The 19961-nt window shown below is 69.7% G+C and carries 15 protein-coding genes; 5 read left to right on the forward strand and 10 right to left on the reverse strand.

The features are described 5' to 3' along the window. Window positions 1–12: 12 nt before the first annotated feature. The 3 genes from J2851_RS13360 to J2851_RS13370 all read right to left on the reverse strand — a co-directional run bounded on the left by J2851_RS13360 (window position 13) and on the right by J2851_RS13370 (window position 3096). Window positions 13–966 carry a ferritin-like domain-containing protein gene (locus J2851_RS13360; protein WP_209766765.1) on the reverse strand — a complete coding sequence of 318 codons (954 nt, stop codon included), beginning with the start codon at window positions 964–966 and terminating at the stop codon, window positions 13–15. Window positions 967–1010: 44 nt separating this feature from the next. Continuing rightward, window positions 1011–2174: an ABC transporter substrate-binding protein gene (locus tag J2851_RS13365; protein WP_209766766.1), complete on the reverse strand. Its 1164-nt coding sequence runs from the start codon at window positions 2172–2174 to the stop codon at window positions 1011–1013. 61 nt (window positions 2175–2235) lie between these two features. Beyond that, window positions 2236–3096: a GntR family transcriptional regulator gene (locus J2851_RS13370; protein ID WP_209766767.1), complete on the reverse strand. Its 861-nt coding sequence runs from the start codon at window positions 3094–3096 to the stop codon at window positions 2236–2238. Window positions 3097–3246: 150 nt separating this feature from the next. Between J2851_RS13370 and J2851_RS13375 the strand changes: the two genes are divergently transcribed. After that, window positions 3247–4002, forward strand: coding sequence for an SDR family NAD(P)-dependent oxidoreductase (locus J2851_RS13375; protein WP_209766768.1), 756 nt, complete (start codon window positions 3247–3249; stop codon window positions 4000–4002). Window positions 4003–4009: 7 nt separating this feature from the next. Here J2851_RS13375 and J2851_RS13380 read toward each other — a convergent pair whose 3' ends face one another. From J2851_RS13380 to J2851_RS13390, 3 genes are all read right to left on the reverse strand, one after another. Beyond that, window positions 4010–5566 carry a methyl-accepting chemotaxis protein gene (locus J2851_RS13380; protein WP_307420472.1) on the reverse strand — a complete coding sequence of 519 codons (1557 nt, stop codon included), beginning with the start codon at window positions 5564–5566 and terminating at the stop codon, window positions 4010–4012. Window positions 5567–5831: 265 nt separating this feature from the next. Next, the gene (locus J2851_RS13385) at window positions 5832–7664 is read right to left on the reverse strand and encodes a DEAD/DEAH box helicase (RefSeq protein WP_209766770.1); all 1833 of its coding nucleotides are present in this window, start codon (window positions 7662–7664) and stop codon (window positions 5832–5834) included. Between the two features lie 403 nt (window positions 7665–8067). Next, the gene (locus tag J2851_RS13390) at window positions 8068–8370 is read right to left on the reverse strand and encodes a hypothetical protein (protein ID WP_209766771.1); all 303 of its coding nucleotides are present in this window, start codon (window positions 8368–8370) and stop codon (window positions 8068–8070) included. A 219-nt stretch (window positions 8371–8589) separates the two neighbouring features. Between J2851_RS13390 and J2851_RS13395 the strand changes: the two genes are divergently transcribed. Beyond that, entirely contained in the window at window positions 8590–9408 is an 819-nt protein-coding gene (locus J2851_RS13395) for a uroporphyrinogen-III synthase (protein ID WP_209766772.1), read from the forward strand. A 20-nt stretch (window positions 9409–9428) separates the two neighbouring features. On the opposite strand, the gene J2851_RS13400 is transcribed toward J2851_RS13395, so the two are convergent. The 3 genes from J2851_RS13400 to J2851_RS13410 all read right to left on the reverse strand — a co-directional run bounded on the left by J2851_RS13400 (window position 9429) and on the right by J2851_RS13410 (window position 13646). Further along, entirely contained in the window at window positions 9429–12209 is a 2781-nt protein-coding gene (locus J2851_RS13400; RefSeq protein ID WP_209766773.1) for an ATP-binding protein, read from the reverse strand. A 136-nt stretch (window positions 12210–12345) separates the two neighbouring features. Further along, a complete protein-coding gene (locus J2851_RS13405; RefSeq protein ID WP_209766774.1) occupies window positions 12346–13218 on the reverse strand; it encodes an oxidoreductase in 873 nt (290 codons plus the stop codon). 68 nt (window positions 13219–13286) lie between these two features. Further along, on the reverse strand, window positions 13287–13646 hold the full coding sequence (locus J2851_RS13410; protein WP_209766775.1) for a hypothetical protein: 360 nt from the start codon (window positions 13644–13646) through the stop codon (window positions 13287–13289). A gap of 331 nt (window positions 13647–13977) precedes the next feature. Between J2851_RS13410 and J2851_RS13415 the strand changes: the two genes are divergently transcribed. From J2851_RS13415 to J2851_RS13425, 3 genes are read left to right on the forward strand one after another with little or no spacing between them, the layout of a single operon-like run. Beyond that, window positions 13978–14985 (forward strand): ABC transporter substrate-binding protein, encoded by a 1008-nt coding sequence (locus J2851_RS13415; RefSeq protein WP_209766776.1) that lies wholly within the window; start codon window positions 13978–13980, stop codon window positions 14983–14985. Window positions 14986–14987: 2 nt separating this feature from the next. Next, the gene (locus tag J2851_RS13420; protein ID WP_209766777.1) at window positions 14988–15806 is read left to right on the forward strand and encodes an ABC transporter ATP-binding protein; all 819 of its coding nucleotides are present in this window, start codon (window positions 14988–14990) and stop codon (window positions 15804–15806) included. After that, complete coding sequence (locus J2851_RS13425; protein ID WP_209766778.1) at window positions 15803–16591, forward strand: ABC transporter permease; 789 nt, start codon at window positions 15803–15805, stop codon at window positions 16589–16591. The genes J2851_RS13420 and J2851_RS13425 overlap by 4 nt, the downstream gene beginning before the upstream one ends. 4 nt (window positions 16592–16595) lie before the next feature. On the opposite strand, the gene J2851_RS13430 is transcribed toward J2851_RS13425, so the two are convergent. Continuing rightward, window positions 16596–19952 (reverse strand): PAS domain S-box protein, encoded by a 3357-nt coding sequence (locus tag J2851_RS13430; RefSeq protein WP_209766779.1) that lies wholly within the window; start codon window positions 19950–19952, stop codon window positions 16596–16598. Window positions 19953–19961: the final 9 nt, after the last annotated feature.

The raw sequence follows: 19961 nt of genomic DNA on the forward strand, positions 1-19961 counted from the left end.
TGGGCTCCATGATCAGAAGGCGCCGATCTTGTCGTGGTGGAAGGTCGGCAGGGTGATGCCCAGGGCCTGCATGCGCTCGCGGATGCGGACGATGGAGGCGACGAAGACCGGCTTCTCCACCTCCTCGACCGTGGCGCCGAGGCCGGCTTCCCAGGTCAGGCGGTCGGCCTCCACCTCGGCGCGCGACGCCGGATTCTCCGGGGCGAGCCAAGCGCTGTGGTAGCCGTTCAGCTCGACCTTCTCGATCATGGTGATGACCGCGGTCTCGACGACCTTCCGCTGCTCCGGCGTCATGCCGGTCACCTGATGCTCCAGGAAATGCCAGCCGAAGGCGCAGTGCCGGACCTCGTCGCGCATGATGGCGCGGCAGATCTGCCGGGCCACGGGGTCGCGGGTGATCTCCACCAGATGCCGGAAGACGTCGAAGGCGATCTCCTCCGCCGCGCAGACGAGTGCGGCGATGATCGCCTCCAGCGGCACCTCGGGATCGAGCGCGGCCTTGCGCACGCCGTGGGTGGCGACGGAGCCCTGGAACAGCTCCTGCACCGGCTTTTCCAGATAGCCGCCGAGCTTTTCCGCCATCATGAAGCAGACCTCGGCATGGCGGGCCTCCTCCTGCGAGCGGATGGTGAAGAACAGCTGCATGTCCGGCGGCCGCTTTTCCTCGCAGAAGCGGATTTGCAGCGCCGGGCTTTCGGAGATGGCGCCGTACTCGCTCCAGGCGCGGCGGCTCCAATATTGCCGGGCCGCGAAGATCTGCTCCTCGCTGTAGGGGGAGAGGTCCAGCTTGTCCCAGTCGATGTCGGTGCGCGGATCCCATTGGTTCTTCGTCGCGCTGTGGAACAGCTCGCGGATGCGCGGGATCTGGCTGTCGAAGGTCAGGGGGAAATTGTCTTCCGGCAGGTCGAGAAGCGTGTTGACGGCCATCACGGCCTGCTCGGGCGTCATGTCGCGGTGGAGGGGCATCGCGTGCTCCTGCGATTCAGAATGACGGAATGGGGCGCCAAAAATCAGCGGTAGTCGGCCAGGTTGAAGCGGCCGTTCTTCCAGTCCAGCATCACGATGTCGTCCTTCGACAGCCCGGAATGGCGCGCGGGCGTGAAGGTGAAGGTGCCGCCGGTGCCGTTGTAGCCGGCGATGGCCTCCAGCGCGTCGCGCAGCTTGGCCTTGTCCTTGCCGCCCTTCTCGACGGCGAGGCGGGCGAGCTGGATGGCGTCGTAGGTCTGCGCCACATACTGGTTGGGCGGGCGGCCGTAGCGCTTCTGGAACTTCTGGATCAGCTCCTGCACGCGCGGCTTCAGCGGGTCGCTGTCGGGAAGCTGGTCGCCGACCGGGAACTTCACGCTGACCAGCAGCAGGTTCTTCGCGGCGTCGCCGGCCAGATCCATGTAGCGCTGGGACACGAAGCCGTAGCTGTGGACCAGAGTCCGGTCGCCGAGGCCGAGTTGCTGCGCCTGCTTCAGGAACACCACGCCCGCGGGGGTCACCGTCCAGCAGATGATCGCCTGCGCCCCGCTGTCGCGGATGCGGGTGAGCTGGGCGGTCATGTCGGTGTCGGCGGGGTTGAAGGCCTCATACGTGACGTCGAGCTGCCGCTTGGGCGCCAGAAGCTTCATCTGCTCGGTGGCGCTCTGCCCGAAGCCGCTGGAATCGGCGAGAAGGGCGACCTTCCTGATGTCCTTCTTGGCGAGATAGTCCGCGATGCGGTCGAGCACGCTGTCGTCGTCGACCGTGCTCTTGAAGGTCCATTTCCGCTCGCTGACCGGCTGGACGATGTTCATGGCCCCTTCGGTGGAGATGAAGGGGACCTTGGCCTGCTCGGCCATCGGCGCCATGGCCAGCGCGATGCCGCTCATGCTGCCGCCGCCGACGATCATGTCCACGCGGTCCTGCGTCAGCAGGCGGCGGGTGGCGCTCATGGCCTTCTGGGTCTGGCTCTCCGCGTCGTAGAAGACCCAGTCGACCTTGCGGCCGTTGATCCCGCCGGCCGCGTTGATCTCCTCGACCGCGATTTCCATCCCGGCCTTCATGTCCTCGCCCAGGAAGGCGGCGGGGCCGGTCACCGACAGGATGGAGCCGATCTTGATCGTCTCCTGCGCACTCGCAGCGCTAACGCCCGTGGCGGCCATGATGGCCAGGGCCGCGCCGGCGATCTTCGCAAAGGCACCAGACATTGTCTCACCTCCTTGTTCTTCGGGGCGAATCCGTCCGCGCACTTTCTTGTTTTTGGTTTTCCTACGTCTTTGTCGTCTTGGCGCCGTCGGCGCGCAGTTCCGATGAAAAGCTGACGATGTTGGCCGGCCCGGCGGGAACGGCCCCAGTGGGTTCGACCTTGGACACCGGCACCGTCACCACATAGCGGGCCTGGTCGGCGCGGTAGATCGAATAGCCGGCCATGACCGGCCGCTCGTTGGCGTCCAGATAGACGAGATGGCGGCCCAGCACCGGGTCGTTGGGCAGCACCTGGAGGATTTCGGCGACGTCCGCGTTCGCTGCGGTCGCTTCGATGCGCATGACGCCGCGGTCCAGCTCGACGCAGGTCTTCAGCAGGTCGAGCAGGGAGCAGCGCTCCACCGTCTCCCGGTCGAACACGGAGGCGTAATCGGCGAGGATGTAGCGGTAGTCGATGGAGATCGGGATGCCGCCGCTCGACCGCAGCCGTTCCAGATACAGGACCGGGGTGCCCGGCGCGACGCCGAGGGCCGACTGGTAGGCGGCGGGGCAGGGCATCCGTTCCAGGCGGCGCAGAGTCATCACCAGCGGCCGGCCGCTGTCGGCCCATTGGTCGATGAAGTCCATGTCGGGTGTGAAGCGTTCGTCCACCTTGCCCGTGCCGACGAAGGTGCCGACGCCGCGGATGCGCGTCAGGTGCCCCTCGTTGACCAGCGCCTGGACCGCCTGCCGCACGGTCATGCGGCTGACCTTGAAGAGCTGGCACAGCTCGTCGTCGGTGTGGAACCGCTGGTCGGCCCGGTCCCACGACGCGATCATCTGCAACAGCCGCCGCTTGATCTGCACGTACAAGGGCAGCGGCGAGGAACGGTCGATGACGTCGACGCTGTCCGTCCCAGGGTCGGCCGGCTGAGGCTTGTGCATCGCTCCGTCCGCCAGTCATCTAGTTGTCTAGTAAGCTAGATATTATGACTCATCGAGGACGGCCGCAAGGCGAAACTTTGTGCTCCTATGATTCATCGGGGGCGGCGGCCTACATCACTGCATCGACAGAACCGCGATGAAGGAGGAAGCATGGACAAGGTCATTCTCGTCACCGGCGCCACCGCCGGGCTGGGCGAGGCCACCGCCCGCCGTTTCGCCGGCGCGGGCTGGAGGGTCGTCGTTACCGGACGCCGCGCCGACCGGCTGGAGCGGCTGGTGGATTCCTTCGGGGCGGAGCGCGTCCACGCCGCCGTCTTCGACGTCCGCGACGAGGCCGCGATGGAGGAGGCGCTGGCGGCGCTGCCGGAACCGTTCCGCGGCATCGACGTGCTGGTCAACAACGCCGGGCTGGCGCTGGGCACCAAGCCGGCGGCCGAGGCCTCGCTGGAGGACTGGCGCACGATGATCGACACGAACATCACCGCACTCGTCACCATCACCCACCGGCTGCTGCCGGTGCTGATCGAGCGGCGCGGGGTCATCATCAACATCGGATCGGTCGCCGGCACCTACCCCTACGCGGGCGGCAACGTCTATGGCGGGACCAAGGCCTTCGTGAAGCAGTTCTCGCTGGGGCTGCGGTCGGACCTGCACGGCAAGGGCGTGCGCGTCACCAACATCGAGCCGGGCATGGTGGAGACGGAGTTCACGCTGGTGCGCACCCACGGCAACCGGGACGCCTCCGACGCCATGTACCGCGGCGCCAACCCGATGACCGCGGAGGACATCGCCGAGACGCTGCACTGGGTCGCGACGCTGCCGCCGCACCTGAACATCAACCGGCTGGAGCTGATGCCGGTCAGCCAGTCCTTCGCCGGCTTCCAGATCCACCGCCAGACCAGTTGAACCGGCCTCACACCTGGTAGAAGCGCACCGTCTCCAGCAGGCTTTGGCCCAGGTCGTTGAGGTTGGCGGCGGCACCTTCCAATTGGCGGGTGCCGGCGGCGGTCTGGGTGCCGGCGTCGCGGATGTTCTGCATGGCGCGGGTGACCTGCTCCAGGCCGATCTGCTGCTGGTTGGTGCCGGCGACGATCTGCTGGAAGGCGAGCAGGCTCTCGCGGACGCTCTCGGCGAGGTCGCGGATGGTCGCCTGGGTGGCGTCGGTCTGCCGCTTGCCGGCCCCGACGCGCTTGACCGCCTCCTCGGTCAGCATGACGGACGCGTTGATGCCGTGCTGGATCTCGCTGAGGTTGGAGCGGACCTGGGATGTGGCTTCCTTGGCCTGGTCGGCCAGGCTCTTGATCTCGCTGGCCACCACCGCGAAGGTGCGGCCGTGCTCGCCGGCCGCCGCCGCCTCGATGGCGGCGTTGAGCGCCAGCAGGTGGGAACGCTCGGCGATGTCGTTGACGGTCAGGATGATCTCGCCGATCGCCTGGGTGCGCTCCGACAGCAGGACGATGTTTTCCGCCACCGCCTCGGCCTGCTCGCGGATCGCGTCCATCGCATGGTTGGTGTCCTCCACCGCCTTCAGCCCAGTCTCGCTGGTCGCCGCCGCGGCCTGCGCGCTTTCCGCGACGTCCTGGGCGCGGCGGTTGATCTGGGCGCCGGATTCGGTGATCTCGCTCAGCGTCGCCGTGGTTTCCTCCACCGCGGCCAGCTGCTGCGCCACGCTGGCCGCCTGCTGCTGGGTGGAGGCGCGGATCTGCGCTGTCGCCGCGTGCAGGTTCTCCGCCGTCGCGCGGGTGGAGGAGGCGACGGTGCGCAGCTTCGCGATCATGTCGTTGAGATAGCGGCCGAGCGTCGCCAGCTCGTCGGAGCCCTCCGTCGCGACCCGCTGCGTCAGGTCGCCCTCGCTCACCCGGCCGGTGAGCGCGACGGCGTTGCGGAGCCGGACGGTGATCGACCGGCTGATCGACAACGCGATCAGGACCGCCGCCGCGATGGCGACGACGCCGGCGATCAGCGCCGACCAGATGACGTCCTGGCGCAATTGCCGGACACGCTCCTGCCCCGCCTGGGACAGGGCGCGGCTGATGTAGCCCCCGTTCCGCACGTTCGTTTCGATGGCGACGCGAATCGCTTCGATCTGCGGTTCCAGGGCGCGCGCGTCGCCGTCCCGCCCTTGCAGGAGCAGCTCGAACTGCGCGCCGGCCTCCCGCCGGATGTTCTGGAAGGCGTCGCGCAAACCGTCCGCGCGCGTCACCAGATCCTTCCAGAGCCGCTCGCGCTCCGCCGAGATCGGATCGATGGCGCTGTCCACCGCAAGGGTGCGCAGCTGGTCGACGAACACCTGGACCTGGTCCACCTCCGCGAGGTAGCGCTGCTGCATCGGGATGACGTTGGGGGGGCGCCCCTCCATCTTCGCGGCCACCGCCTCCGCCATGGCGCGGTCGCGCTGGCTGCGCATGTCCGCCTGCAGTCCGGCGATCTCCTTCAGCAGGTCCGTGGCCTCGACATCGTGGCTTGCCACCTCTTCGGCAATGCCCAGAACGGTGTCGACGCGATGCGCTTGATAGACCAAGGGCAGGAGGACAAGCAGACACAGAACTCCAAAGCCAACGCCAAGCTTGTGCGCGATCTTCACGGACGACCTCACCTCGACGACTTGTGAAGTCTTAACACCGATGATCGCCATTCACTACAATCTGAGACGCCCCATGACTTTTGATAAGGTTTGCCACTGTCCGAACGGACTATGACGCAAGCTGCTCTTCGCCGACCCTGGATTCACCACCTTAAGGTGTAGTAGGCCGCCGCGGCGTTCCGGGCATCGGCGCCGGCCGCTGCGGGGCGTAGCCGCGGCGCCGGCTCGACCAGCGGTACTGCGGGTCTTCGGCGACCAGATGCAGGTGGTCCGACAGCCGGTTGCGCTCCAGCCAGCCGATGGTCGCCTCAAGCTCCGACAGGCTCATGGCCGAGCGCGCCTTGTTCATCAGGCGCTTCAGGACGGCGTTGTAGGTGTGGTAGCCGACCGGCCCGTCGGCGACGAGGTTGTTGTCCTCGTCCTCGATGACCTGGGCGGCGACGAGCTGGCCGATGCGCTGGCGCAGGTAATGTTCGGCGGCGCTCGGCGTCACCGGCGGTTCCCCATGGTCGCGCGCCGGACCGCCGAAGTCGGGCCCGGGGGCGACCACCGCGAAGCTGAGCGCCGTCGCGTTGGATTCCAGGGGGATCACCTCCGGCTCGCGGTCGGTGGCGCGCTCCAGCGGCAGTTCGTGCTGCGGGCGCCGGGTCTTCACCAGTGCGCGGATGCCCTGCTGGGTCTCGACCATCGTGCGGAACCGGTCGAACAGCTCGTCGGCCGGGTGGTAGATCAGCGCCCGCTGCTGGTCGTAGGGGCCGGCATGCGGGTCAACCCGCGTCGCCCGCGCGATGGCCTGCTCCAGCCAGGGGCGCGAGCGGATGTGCGTCAGGCAGGCCACATGGGTGATGGCGGGGGCGTCCAGCCCCTCGTAGGCCATGGCGACCGACACCAGGATCGACGGCACGGGCCGCAGCCGGAACGAGGCCACCACCTCGTGGGCGTCGCGGCTCTCGGAAATGGCGAGCCGGACCATGCGCCCGGCCTGCTCCGCCGGCATCCAGCCGCGCAGCGTGTCCAAGTAGGAACGCGCCGTGTCCTGGTCGGGGGCGATGACCAGAAGCTTGCCCAGCCCCTTGCCGTCCGACCCACCGGGCAGTTTCAGCTCCGCCCGCCGCTTGGCCCGGTGCTCCCGGCAGGAACGGAAGGCCTCGCGCAGCATGGCTGTGGCGAAGCCGGTGCGCAGCGCGGTGAACAGGGCGTCGCGGCTGTTCTCCCCCGCCCGCGACAGCGCCTCGACGGAGCGGGTGGTGCGCTCCGCGTCCAGCCATGTGGCGGAGCCGTCCATGGCGCCGAAGGTCACCGGCAGGATGGCCTTTTCGGCCAGCGCCTGCCGGCGGGAATAGCCGACGATGGCCCAGCCCGGCGCCTTGAAGTCGATCTCCCGCATCTTGCGCACGCCGTGCGGCGCCCGATAGGGCAGCCAGAGGATCGGGCGGCCGTCGGCCCGTTCCAGCGTGCCGCTCATCAGCAGGCGCGCCGCCGCGCTTTCCAGGAGCGGCAGGATGGACCGGCTCCAGCTGGTTTCCTCAGGCCCGGTGGTCAGCTGGTCGGTGTCGCCCACCGCCGGCAGGTGGTGCAGCTCGTCGATGGCGATCAGGTAGCGGTGCCGCTGGAACTCCTGAAGGTGGAGGTCGGGCGCCGCAGCGACGGCCTGATAGGTGGTGATGTAGCCCTGGAGCCCGCGGCACAGGTCCGCCCCGTTCTCCGCCGCGCGCAGGGCCATGGAGTGGCCGAGCGCGTCGCGCCACAGCGGGTCGACGAAGGCCTCCTCCGCCTGCCGGCGCAAGCTGTCGCGGGGAACGATCCAGCAGACCCGGTCGATCACCCCGGCGTCGAACAGCCTCGCCCCCATGAGGACCGGCAGCAGCGACTTGCCCCCGCCGGGCGTGACGGCCGCGAGCACGTCGCGGACGCCGGTCTCCTGCCTTGCGATGGCCTGGGCGATGCCCGCGACCAACCGCTGGTGGCTTCTCAACTGCGGCATCCCACCCCGTCATGCCCAAGCGCAAAGGAGGAGCAAGCCTAAATGGGCGGGAGTCCCGGGATCACGGACTCAATCGTAGGTTTGTTACCGGCATTGGGGTTATGGCTGAGCCGAAGGCGGCACCGCTCCGGTACGGCACCGATGCGCAATTTGGGATAGTGGCCGGGTTGTTTCGAGGAATGCGTTTGAACGCGGAGCCGTATCTTTCCCGTCATCCCAGCGAAGGCTGGGATCCAGGGCTCCTCAACCACGTCGATGGGGAACGTTCTGGATCCCAGCCTTCGCTGGGATGACGGGGAGGAGGGTGGTTGGTTACCAGTTGGCAATCCGCATCTGCACACATTTTGGGCAAATGGTTAGAGGTGCGGCGACCGGCCACCACTCCTGTTGTTGGACCAACAGGTCAGGCGGCGCCCACCCGCTGCCCGGTGAGGCGGTACACGGCGGTCGCCACCGCGAGATCCTCGCTCTGGCCGACGTCCAGCCGCCGGTCGATGTAGTTGCCGAGAAATTCCACGAGGGTGTCGCGGGTCACGGCCTGAACCCAGGAGCCATGGAGGCCGAAGGCCTGCATCGTCCAGAATTCCGACGCCAGCAGGGCCGACCGGACGCTCTTGGAGGAGCCGTCCCAATGGGACCATAGAAAATCGACGGCGGTCTGCGCGACCGTGATCACCAAACCAGCATTGATTCCGGGTGCGGCCATGGTGCCCTCCATTCCAGTCCTTCGGGCGATGGCCCGAGACTTCATCGGGGCGCAGCAAACGCGATGCCAAGGGTTCCGGATTGGATCGCGCTCAGCCGAATTTTCCAATCGCCCCGCCCGGACGTGGTGCCATCCTGTGATGGACGTCGTGAAGGTCCGCAGGCCATTCGCCCGCGCCGCTGTGTTACCTTGGGCGGCCAATCAACGAGGAGGGTTGTGATGAGCGGGGACCTTGCCGGACGACGCGTTCTGGTGCCGGAAAGCCGTGAACTCGATCTCTTCGCCTCCATGCTGGAAGCGCACGGGGCGGAAGCCGTGCGCTGCCCGCTGGTCGCCATGCGCGACGTGGAGGACCCGGCCCCGGTGGAAGCCTGGCTGCGGCGGCTGGCCGAGGGTCGGTTCGACGACCTGATCCTGTTGACGGGCGAAGGGCTGCGCCGCCTGATGCCCATCGCCAAGCGGATGGGGATCGACGGCAGGGTGGTGGAGGCGATCGGGCGCCTGCGGACCGTGACGCGCGGGCCGAAGCCGGTCCGCGCCCTGCGGGAGCTGGGACTGTCCGCGCAGGTGACCGCACCGGCCCCGACCACGGCGGGCGTGATCGAGGCGCTGGCCGGCCTGGATCTCGCCGGCCGGACGGTTGGGGTCCAGCTCTACCCCGACAACCCCAACCAGCCGCTGCTGGACGCGATCCGCGCCGCCGGCGCCGTTCCGGACCCGGTCCTGCCCTACCGCTACGCGTCCGACGTGGACACCGACCGGGTCGAAGCGGCGATCCGCGAGATGGCGGACGGTCGCATCGATGTGGTGGCCTTCACCAGCTCCCCCCAGGTTCGCCGCTTCCAGGACGTCGCCAAGGCGCGCGCGCTGGAGGAGCAGCTGCGCAGCGGGCTTTCCCGCACGCGCATCGCCGCCGTCGGCCCGGTGGTGGCGGACGCCGTGGAGGCCGCCGGCGCGCAGGTCTGGGTGGCGCCGGAGAGCAGCTTCCACATGAAGCCGCTCGTCAACGCGATCCGGGGCGAGTTCCGCGCCGCCTGAGGTGGATTGGCCCAAGCACCTTACGCGATGCTGTCGAGGAGGGCCGCCGCCGCCTTGAGGTCCGGCGTGTCGTGCCCTTCGGTGAAGCGTTCGTAGGCGGGCAGAAGGACGGCTGCGGCGTCCCCGGGGCGTCCGTCGGCGATGCTACGCCGGGCCATGCTCATGGCCGTCCGCAGGCTCCATGACGTGGCGCCCTGTTCCAGGGCGACGTCCATGGACTGGCGAAGCAGGCCGTCCGCCTCGTCCCGGTCCGGCGTGGCCTCCGCCGTCAAACGGAGCAATTCCGCCGTCGCCCAGTTCCGCGGGCCGGCGTTCGCCTCCGCCAAGATGTCCGGCGCGATCAGGCGCGGCGCCACGGTCGCCAGCATCCGGATGCGCCGGTTCCGGTACACCTCGGCAAAGCGGGACGAGCGGCGGAGCGACGCCACTTCGGCGTCGGAGACGGTCCGGGCCTCCAGCGCCAACTGGAAGCACAGGCCGTAGGTGCGCCAGACGAACAGCGCCCCCTCGCTGGTCTTCTCCACCAGCATGTCGGCGTAACGCGCCGCGCGGTCGTAGTCGCCGAGCCAGAAGGCGACCGGGCAGGCGCCGAGCGACAGGGCGAAGCACAGGGACAGCGCGTGGCCGGAGGCGAGCGCCTGCTCCATCGCCTCCTCCATGGCCTGCCGCGCCTGGTCCGGCTTTCCCTGGATCCAGGAAATCCGCGCGAGGTGGGTGAGGGAGACGATCCGCTGTTCGAACTGGTAGCCGCGCAGACTCGATCCCCTGGTCGGGGCCGGCGCGCTGAGGCATTGCTCCGCAAAGGCGCGCGCCCGGTCGAACTCCCCGACCGTGAGGAGGCCGAGCGTCAGCATGCGCTGGTGCATGGACTCGGCCCCCGGATCGACCGGGTCGCCCAGCAGCGTCCCGAACCGCCCGGCGGCCTCCAGGGCGTCCTGGTCCTCCTCCAGCGCCAGATGGTAGAGCCACAGCCCCCACAGGGCGCGCCGCTGGTAGCCGACGTCGCCGAGCTGCCGCGACAGGGCAAGGCCGCGCGCCAGGATGTCCTTGACCTCCCGCGTCGGGCCCTGCGAGTTCCACAGCGCGGGGCCGAGGTGGGCGGTGATCGCCATCTCCGACCGGAGGTCCGGATTTGGTTGTTGCCGGATGGCGTTCAGGACCTTGTCCGCGCGCAGGCGGAATTCATCGGTCAGGGACAGTTGGAACCACATCGGCGCCGAACCGATGGTCAACGCGACGGCCGTGGGCAGGTCGCCGGACGGCGACAGCGACCATTCCAGCGCGCTGCGCAGGTCGTCGATCCGGCCGCCGTACACCGCGTTCCAGGCCGCCGTGCTGGTCGATTGGGAGTCGGTCAGCATGCGGCACAGCTGCAAGGCCAGGTTGCGGCGCACCGTGTCCGTCTCCCCGCTGTCCCCCAGCCGTTCGGCGGCGTACTGGCGGGTGGTTTCCAGAAGCCGGAACTGGACGGTCTGCTCCCGGTGCTCGACCGACACCAGGGATTTCTTGGCAAGCTCCGCGATGCCCTCGACCACGTCGTCGTCGGACACCGCGCCGAAGGCGGCCACGCCGATGGCGAGGTCGCGCGTGAAGGAGCCGCGGATGCCGGACAGCCGGTGCAGGACCACGCGTTCACGCTCATCCAGCAGGCGGTAGCTCCATTCCAGGGTCGCGCGCAACGTCTGGTGGCGCTGGAGCGCGGTCCGGCGGCCGCCGCGCAGCACGTCGAAAACCCGGTCGAGGCTGGCCGCCAGCCCGTGGATGCCCAGCAGCGGCACCCGCGCCGCCGCCAGCTCCAGCGCCAGCGGCACCCCGTCGAGATGGCGGCAGAGCGCCGCGACGACCGGCGCGTCGGCGTCCGTCAGGCGGAACAGCTCGTCGTTGGACGACACGCGCTCCACGAACAGCTCCACCGCCGAATAGCGCATCGCCTGCTCGGCGGTCGTCGCGCGGTCCTGCTCCGCCGGCGCCGCCAAGGGCGGCAGGCGGTACACCCATTCCCCCTGCGCGCGCAGGATCTCGCGGCTGGTGACCAGCAGGTGGACGTCCGGCGCGGTCGTCAGGATCCCTTCCACGAGGAGGGCGACGTCCTCGATGAGGTGTTCGCAGTTGTCCAGCACGACCAAGGCGTTCAGCCCTTTGATCGCCGCCAGGAACCCGTCCATGGACGCCTTGCCGATGCCGGGCAGCTTCAGCGCCTGGGCGATGTTGGCGCACAGCAGCGCCGGCTCCGACAGGGTGCTGAGGTCGACGAAGAAGGCGCCGTCCCGGTAACCGCCCGCTGACAGCCGCGCGACCTCGACCGCGAGGCTGGTCTTTCCGATGCCGCCGACGCCGGTGACGGTGACGAAGCTCTTCTCCACCACCTTCCGCGCGATGTCGTCGATGGCCTGCTCGCGGCCGATCAGCCGGTCGATGTTTCGTGGAAGAGGTTGGGGAAAGCTTTGAGGTGGGGCTGGGGGCGGGCGTTCGTCGGCGTCGCCGGCCGCACCGCGGACGGTCCCGACGAACCGGTATCCCTGCGCCGGCACATTCTCGATGTAGTCGGTGCCGATGTCGTTCTTGCCCAGGGCCTTGCGCAGCGTCCCGATGTGGACACGGATGTTCGCCTCCTCGACGAACAGGCCGGGCCAGACGCGAGCCATGATGTCCCGGTTGCCGACGACCTCGCCCGGACGCTCCAGCAGGACATTCAGGATGGCAAGCGATCGGCTCCCCAGCTTCACGGCCTGGCCCCCCTTCACCAGCCCGCGCGCCGCGGAGTGGGTGAAGGGACCGAAGACAACCTCGTCCTGCGCCATGGCGACCACCTACGTAACGGACGGCAGCAGGACAGGACCGGAACCGACGAACGCCATTTTCCCAAACGCTTTTGTTTCGCAACGCGCAGGTTAGCACAGGCGGGCCTTGTCGTCGGTCAACTCGCCGTGAGCGCGGTCAGCCGCCCTCCTGGTCCAGCGTCCCGGACTCGACCCCGATGGCATCGGCCCACCGGCTCCGGACGAGGTCGACGGCGCGGACGCGCGTGAAGTCCCCGGACGCGATGATCGCGGACGGGAAGGCCGCGCGGATGCGGGCCGCGCAGCCGGGCTGGTCGTAGGGCAGGTGGCCGAGCGGCGCCCCATCCGCGGCGGTGCGCACCAGATGCACGAAGGACAACTCCTGGCCGCCGAGCGTGGACAAGGCGGTGGTGAACAGCGCGAGCGGGTCGCTGTCCGACATGCCGCGGAACGCGCCGAACGGCGACAGGCGAACCCCCACCCGCTCCGCGCTCCACACGCCGACCAGGGCCTCCACCAACTCGCACAGGAGGTTCAGCCGGTTCTGGACGGACCCGCCGTACCGGTCGCCACGTCGGTTCGTGCCGTCCTGCAGGAATTGGTCGGGCAGCGCCCCGTCGGACGCGTCCAGCTCCACCCCGTCGAAACCCAGCCGCCGGGCCTGTTCGGCGGCGCGCCGGTAGTCGTCGATGGCGGCATCGATCCCGGCGGCATCGAGCGCCGCGGCGCCTTGCCCGCCGTGCCAGAGCCTCGCCACGATCTTCACGGCCTTGCGCCGCGCCGCCCGGACCGCCCCGGCCCACGCCTCGGCCGTGGCCGGATCGTCGAATCCGCGCTGGAACGGCGGCCGCGCCGCGCTCGGGGACACCGGCACGGGGGGCGTGACGACCAGCCCGCCGGGTGCGGCGCGGCGGATGCAGTCTTCGGGATCGGCGTCGCAGTCGCGGCGGTAGTCGACCACGCCGGGCATCACGACCCGGTGGGCCAGCTCCAGGGCGCCGATGTTGATGGGGAGAAACAGCTTCTCCATTCCGGCATCCTCACCGGCATGGTGTGGGTTGGCCGCCGGCGGGGCGGCGTTGCGGCGGGACGGACCGTTCAGCCATACCGGTACAGGCCTTGCACCTTGGGGGCCCGCGCCTTGCTTTCGGCCGCGGCGACCAGCTCCATGATCCGGCGGGACGTCCGGTCGGCGCGGCCGATCTCGTTCATAATCAGGGTTTGCATCTTCTCCGCCTCGGCGCAGCCCGCGCCTTGGTTCTTCACCCACCGCCGCTTCGCTTCCGTGGCCGCCTTGATGGCGGTGATGGCGTTGGCCAGGGCCTTCACGCAGGCGTCGATCTCGCCCTCGCCGCCGTCCGCGGCGTCCAGTTGCAGCGCCAGGGCCGCCGCTTCCGACCATTGCCGGCGCGACACGAATGACACCCGCCCCTCGTCGATCATGGAAAGCTGAGCCATGGTCCCTGCTCCTGTCTGCGTTCGTTCCGGGGACACTGTGGCCGGCCGGCCGGTGAAGGGCGAGTAAATCGTTGTAAAGACCCCGGCAAGGCCGCAAAGCAATGTTCCCTCTCCCCTCTGGGGAGAGGGTTAGGGTGAGGGGGTTGCGCTTGTGCCGGACGTACCAAGGTGGCGGGGCCCCCTCACCCTGCCCTCTCCCCAGAGGGGAGAGGGTTAAGCGGCTGAATGCAACTGGCCGGTCCGAAGCGAGCAAGCGCCTTGCACCCCGCCGGTTTCTGATGGAACAATGACGCGCATGCCCACGCCTGCCCTTTGTCCCTGGGAAACAGCGATGCAATTGAGAAGGCGCGATATTCTTGCAACCGCCGCGTCGGGGCTGCTTCTTGCGACGGTGAGACCTCTGGGCGCCAATGAGCCGTCCGCCCTGTCCATCGTTCTTCCTTCCCAATTCATCCTGGCCTTCATCGAAATCCTCTTCGCGCAGGCCGGCGGCTATTTCGAACGGGAAGGCCTGCGGGTCTCCATCGAGGAAGGGCGCGGCTCCTCCATGGCGTTGCAGCAGGTGGTGGCGGGCAACGCCCTGGTCGCCCGCATCGGCGCGGTGGACCACATCAAGGCCAGCGCCCTGCCCATCGGCAAGGACCTCGTGGCCTTGGGCACGGTGCAGCAGGCCTCGCCCTGGTTCGTGGTGAGCGGGCGGGAGAAGCCGGTCCGCTCGCCCCGCGACATGGCGGACAAGACCATCGGCGTCCAGTCGGTCGGCGGCACGACGGAAACGATGCTGGACATCATGCTGGTCGACCAGGGAGTCGACCGGGGAAGCGTGCGGCGGGTCGTCGTCGGCAACTCGCCCGCGGGCGTCGACCTGATCGGCCAGGGCCGGATCGACGCCTATTTCGTCACCACCAGCGTCGCGGTGGCGCTCGGCCTCACCGGCCAGCCGGTTCACGCCTGGAACACGGACGAGGTCGCCCCCACCCCGGGCTTCTGCTACACGGCCAAGCGCGACGCGGTCGACCGGAACGGACCGCTCATCCGCAGCTTCATGACCGCGGTCCGCACCGCGCTCGGCGACCTGATCGACGGAAGGGTCGCCGTCGCCGACGCCCTGAAGGCGCTGGACCGGTTCGACATCGCGGAAGCGCGCAACCGCGACCTCGCCGCGGCGATCTACGCCGAGAACATCAAGCTCCTGACCATCGACGGCCGCGACACCCTGCTGCGCAACGTCCCGCGGCGCTGGCAGAGCGCCTATGACCTGATGGCGTCGTCCGGCATGGTCCCGCGCGGGCTCACCCCGTCGGACCTCTACACGAACCAGTTCGTCGACGCCGCCTGACCATGCGCCTGACCATGGCCGGCCCGAACCAAGCGCCGATCGTCCTTGACGGGGTCGCGAAGACCTTCGGCGCCGGGGAGGCGACGGCCAGCGCCCTTCTGCCGAGCAGCCTGACGATCCGGGAGGGGGAGTTCGTCGCCTTCCTCGGCCCGTCCGGCTGCGGCAAGACCACCCTGCTGCGCATGATCGCCGGCCTGCTGGAGCTGACGTCGGGGCGCATCCTGATGTCCGGACAGCCCCTGTGGGAGGGCGGCCGCTGCCGGAAGGAGCTTCTGCACCGGCTGGGGCTGGTCTTCCAGGACGCCTGCCTGTTCCCGTGGCTGACGATCGAGCAGAACGTGCTGGTGCCGCTGAGCTTGCGCGGGCACCTGCCCCGCCGGGAACGGGCGCCCTTCGCGCGGGCGATGCTGGCGCTGGTCGGCGCCGCCGACATCGCGGCGCGGCTGCCGAACGAGATATCCGGCGGCATGCGCCAGCGCGCCGCCATAGCGCGGGCCCTGTCCTACGATCCCGACATCCTGCTGATGGACGAGCCCTTCGGCGCGCTGGACGCAATCTCGCGCGAAGCGCTGAACATGGAGCTTCAGACCCTCTGGCTGCGGTCGCGCAAGACCATGGTCCTGGTGACCCATTCCATCGCGGAGGCCGTGTTCCTGGCCGACCGGATCGTGCTGTTCACGCCGGGGCCGGGGCGGATCGACCGGGTGGTGGAGGTGCCGTTCCCGCGGCCGCGCGCGCGGGACCTCGTCTTCACCCAGCCGTTCCAGGACACCGTGCGCGGCCTCCACGAGCGCCTGTCAGCATTGATGGAGCAGGCATGACCACGGCGCCGGACCGGAAGACCACGCTGTGGACGGCCCTGCGGTCGCCCTGGGTCGCCACGCCCTGCCTGCTTGCCCTGGCGTTCCTGGGGTGGGACGCGGTCGTTGCCGCGCGCAACATCTCCCCCTTCATTCTGCCGGCACCCCGGCCGGTGCTGGGGGAGTGGATCGGCCTGCTCCGCGACGCACGGGCCTGGGGCCACACCGGCATGACCGCCGCCGCCACGGTCGCCGGCTTCCTTCTGGCAGCATTGTTCGGCGTGGCCGCGGGGATCCTGCTGTCGCTGTCCGCGACGCTGGAGCGGATCTCGAAGCCCTTCGTCGTCGCCTTCCAGGTGTTCCCGAAGGTCGCCCTGATCCCGCTGTTCGTGGTCTGGATGGGCTTCGGCCTCGGCCCGAAGGTGCTGACCGCCGCCATCCTGCCCTTCTACCCGATCATGATGAACACGCTTCTGGGCATCCGGTCGGTGCCGGACGGGTTCCACGACATCATGTCGTCCTTCGACGCGACCCGCCTCCAGCGGCTCCGCCGCCTGGAAATCCCCTACGCCTTGCCCTTCATCGTCACCGGCTTCGAGGTGGGGATCGTGCTCGCCCTGGTCGGCACGGTGGTCGCGGAGTTCGTGTCGGGAAGTTCCGGGCTCGGCTACCTGCTCGTCAGCCGGATCAATTCCTTCGAGACGGCACAGATGTTCGCCATCGTCCTGCACCTGTGCCTGCTGGGCCTGACGCTCTACGCCGGCGTCGCCCTGCTGCGCCGGCTGATCGTGCCGCGCGGGGCCTGACCCGTTACGACGCCGCGGTGAGGCTCTCCACCGTGGCGGCGAGCGTGCGTCGCAGCTCCGGGACGAGGGCGCGCGCCTCGTCGGGGGTGGCCGTCTCCACGGCCAGGGCGAGGTCGCCCAGCCGCTTGGCCCCGACGTTCCAGGCAAGCCCCTTCAGCGTATGGGCGACGCGTTGGAACCCATCGCCGGCCTCCAGCGCGGCGGCGATCTGCCCCACATGGTCGCCCGCGGTCCGGACGAACCCGTCGAGCGCGCGGCCCCAGTCCTCCGGCCCCAGAGCGTCGCGGATGCTGTCCACCTGCTCCCGGTCCAGCAGGCCGTCCGCCGTTTCCGCGGCCGGCGCAGGCTCGCCGCCTTTCTCCGGGGCATGCTGACCCAGGACGGACGCGATTTCCTCGAACAGGGCGGCCGGGCGGATCGGCTTGGTCACGAAGCCGTTCATGCCCGCATCCTCGCATTCCGGACGCGAGCTGCCGGAGGCGTGCGCGGTCAGCGCGATCACCGGAACGCGCCGGGCGGGGTCGGGCAGGGTGCGGATCAGGCGGGTGGCGGTCAGGCCATCCATGCCCGGCATCTGGATGTCCATCAGGACGAGGTCGAACGGCTCGCGGGCGGCGATCTGGACGGCTTCCGCCCCGTCGGTCGCGGTGACCACGCTGTGGCCGGCGCGCTGCAGCATCGCCCGCACGATGTCGCGGTTCACGGGGTTGTCGTCCACCGCCAGGACGCGCAGGCTCGGCAGCGCCGGCTGGGGGACGACGGCGTCCATGCCGTCGCCGTCCAGGCGCAGGTCGGCCGGGTCGCCGGGCGCGCAGGCGATGGAGAAGCGGAACAGGCTGCCGCGGCCGGGCGCGCTGGCCACGTCGATGCCGCCGCCGAGCAGGCCGCACAGCTCCTTGCAGATGGCCAGCCCCAGGCCGGTGCCGCCGTAGCGGCGGGTGATGGAGCTGTCGGCCTGCGTGAAGCGGTCGAACATGTGGGGCAGCGCCTCCGGCCGGATGCCGATGCCGGTGTCCTCGACCTCGAACTCCAGCAGGAAGCGGCCGTCCGGCCGGTCGTCGCCCATATCCTGGCCCCGGCGGGCGCGGATGGCGACATGGCCGGCGCTGGTGAACTTGATGGCGTTGCCGACGAGGTTGAACAGGATCTGCCGCAGTCGCGCCGGGTCGGTGACCACCGCGTCCGGCACCGAGGGCAGCATCCGGCAGGAAAGCGCCACCCCCTTCTCGTCGGCCTTCGGCTTGAAGACGTCGACGACCGCCTCGGCGATGCGGGACGGCGCGCAGGTCTCCTCCTCGATGGCGATCTTGCCGGCCTCCAGCTTGGAGAAGTCCAGGATGTCGTCGAGCAGGCGCAGCAGGCTTTCCGCCGACTGCCGGGCGATGCCGGCCAGCCGCCGCTCCTCCGCAGCCAGCTCGCCGCCGCCGAGCAGGAGCAGCGTGCCCAGCACGCCGTTCATGGGCGTGCGGATCTCGTGGCTGATGGTCGCCAGGAACTCGCTCTTCATGCGGTTGGCGTGCTCGGCGCTGTCGCGGGCCTGGCGCAGGTCGGCTTCGATCTGCTTGGTCTTGCTGACGTCGCGGAACACGCCGATGAACTGTTCCGCGCCGCCGGTCCGCCAGCTCGACAGGGCGATCTCCGTGGGGATGACGGTGCCGTCGGCGTGGCGGATGGACACCTCGCGGATCGTGCCGACCGGCCGCTCGCGACCGCTGGCGCGGTAGCCCTGGAACAGCCCGTCGTGGGCGAAGGCCTGGGCCTCCGGCATCAGGACGGTGACGTTCTGGCCGACCACCTCGCCCTCGCGGTAGCCGAACAGCGCCTCGGCCGCCGGGTTGAAGCCGGTGATGACCGCGGTCTGGTCGGTGACGACGATCGGCTGGCCGACGGCCGCGAACATCGCGCGGTAGCGCTGCTCGCTGTCCACCAGCGACCGCTCCGCCCGGCGCCGCTCGGTGACGTCGGCGCCCGAGCCGCGGTAGCCCACGACGCCGCCATCGTCGCCCAGGACCGGCTTGCCGCTCATCGACCAGATGCGGACGGCACCGTCCGGCCCGCGCACCGCGAATTCGAAGTCGCGGAACGGCCGGCGCTCGTCCAGGCTGCGGCGGAACTCCGCCCAGCGCGCCTCGTCGCCGGGCTGCCGCAGGGCGATCTCGTCGCAGCGGCGCCCCAGCAGGCGGCCGGGATCGCGGACCGAGCCGTCCGACGCCCCGGAGACATCGGTGACGCGCATCGCGGCGTCCATCTCCCAGAACCAGTCGGACGCGGTTTCCGCGATGTCGCGCAGCCGCTCCTTGCTGGCCCGCAGCTTGCCGGCCGTCTCGTCCAGCGCGGCGTGCGCCCGCCCCTGGGCGCGGCTCTGCCATGTCACCAGCAGCGCCATGGCGAGCAGCAGCGCGGTCGCCGCACTCGCCCCGGCCACGTAGATGCGTTGGCGGGCCCACGTCTCCGCCATGAACTCCGCTTCGGCGAAGCCGGCCGAGACGACCAGCGGGTAGCTGTCCAGGCGCCGGAAGCTGGACAGCCGCGCCACCCCGTCGACCGTGCTGACGCTGCGCAGGAATCCCTGCGCGCTCTCCCGCGAGGCCTTGAAGAGCGTCGATTCCGAAACGTCCTGGCCGATGATCGTCTCGTTCATGACGCTGCGCGCGCGCAGGATGCCGTCCTGCCCGAAGATCGCGACGATGCCCTGCCGGCCGACGTCCAGGTCGTCGAAGATCCGGCTGAAGTAGAAGGGATCGAGCGACGCGACGATCATGCCGCCGAACCTGCCGTCGGGTGCGGTCACCTTGCGGCTCAGCTGGATCGACCATTTGCCTGACGCCCGGCCGAACACCGGGCGGCTGATGAACAGGCCCTGGACGGTGCCGTCCTTGTGCACCCGGAAATGCTCGCGGTCCGCCAGGTTCACCCGGGCCGGCGCGTCCTCCACGCTGGTCTGGATCAGGTCGCCCTTGCCATCGGCGTAGGCGAGCTGCAGGAGCAGCCCCGAATCCTGCGTCGCGTTTCTCAGCGCGTCCCGCAACAGCGCGCTCTGCCCGCCCAGCCGGTGGAGATCGTAGGCGACGTAGTTGAGGATCCGGTCGGCCCCGGCGATGGCGCGGGTCGTCTGCTCCGCAATGATGCGCGCGAGGTTGCCGGTGTCGCGCTGCGCCCGCAGCATCGCCTCGCGCTCGTCGCGGTCCGCCAGCGTGAAGGCCGCGACCCAGGACGACGCCGTCAGGACCAGCGACGCCAGCCACACGCCGGCGACCAGCGACCGCGACCGGCGCGCGTAGGCGCGGGTTTCCGGCTCGCCGCCGGCCGGGACGGCCGCCGACACGCCGGAGGACGGGGGAGGGGTGGGTCCGTGGGTCATCGCCTTGCG

Origin of the sequence: Azospirillum rugosum (genome assembly GCF_017876155.1) — a bacterium.
In the GTDB taxonomy this organism is placed as follows: domain Bacteria; phylum Pseudomonadota; class Alphaproteobacteria; order Azospirillales; family Azospirillaceae; genus Azospirillum; species Azospirillum rugosum.

Coding starts and splice junctions, on each gene's coding strand:
- J2851_RS13410 (WP_209766775.1), bottom strand. CDS start 13,646: ATGGCTCAGCTTTCCATGATCGACGAGGGGCGGGTGTCATTCGTGTCG.
- J2851_RS13370 (WP_209766767.1), bottom strand. CDS start 3,096: ATGCACAAGCCTCAGCCGGCCGACCCTGGGACGGACAGCGTCGACGTC.
- J2851_RS13420 (WP_209766777.1), top strand. CDS start 14,988: ATGCGCCTGACCATGGCCGGCCCGAACCAAGCGCCGATCGTCCTTGAC.
- J2851_RS13430 (WP_209766779.1), bottom strand. CDS start 19,952: ATGACCCACGGACCCACCCCTCCCCCGTCCTCCGGCGTGTCGGCGGCC.
- J2851_RS13375 (WP_209766768.1), top strand. CDS start 3,247: ATGGACAAGGTCATTCTCGTCACCGGCGCCACCGCCGGGCTGGGCGAG.
- J2851_RS13385 (WP_209766770.1), bottom strand. CDS start 7,664: ATGCCGCAGTTGAGAAGCCACCAGCGGTTGGTCGCGGGCATCGCCCAG.
- J2851_RS13395 (WP_209766772.1), top strand. CDS start 8,590: ATGAGCGGGGACCTTGCCGGACGACGCGTTCTGGTGCCGGAAAGCCGT.
- J2851_RS13360 (WP_209766765.1), bottom strand. CDS start 966: ATGCCCCTCCACCGCGACATGACGCCCGAGCAGGCCGTGATGGCCGTC.
- J2851_RS13425 (WP_209766778.1), top strand. CDS start 15,803: ATGACCACGGCGCCGGACCGGAAGACCACGCTGTGGACGGCCCTGCGG.
- J2851_RS13400 (WP_209766773.1), bottom strand. CDS start 12,209: ATGGCGCAGGACGAGGTTGTCTTCGGTCCCTTCACCCACTCCGCGGCG.
- J2851_RS13365 (WP_209766766.1), bottom strand. CDS start 2,174: ATGTCTGGTGCCTTTGCGAAGATCGCCGGCGCGGCCCTGGCCATCATG.
- J2851_RS13415 (WP_209766776.1), top strand. CDS start 13,978: ATGCAATTGAGAAGGCGCGATATTCTTGCAACCGCCGCGTCGGGGCTG.
- J2851_RS13405 (WP_209766774.1), bottom strand. CDS start 13,218: ATGGAGAAGCTGTTTCTCCCCATCAACATCGGCGCCCTGGAGCTGGCC.
- J2851_RS13390 (WP_209766771.1), bottom strand. CDS start 8,370: ATGGCCGCACCCGGAATCAATGCTGGTTTGGTGATCACGGTCGCGCAG.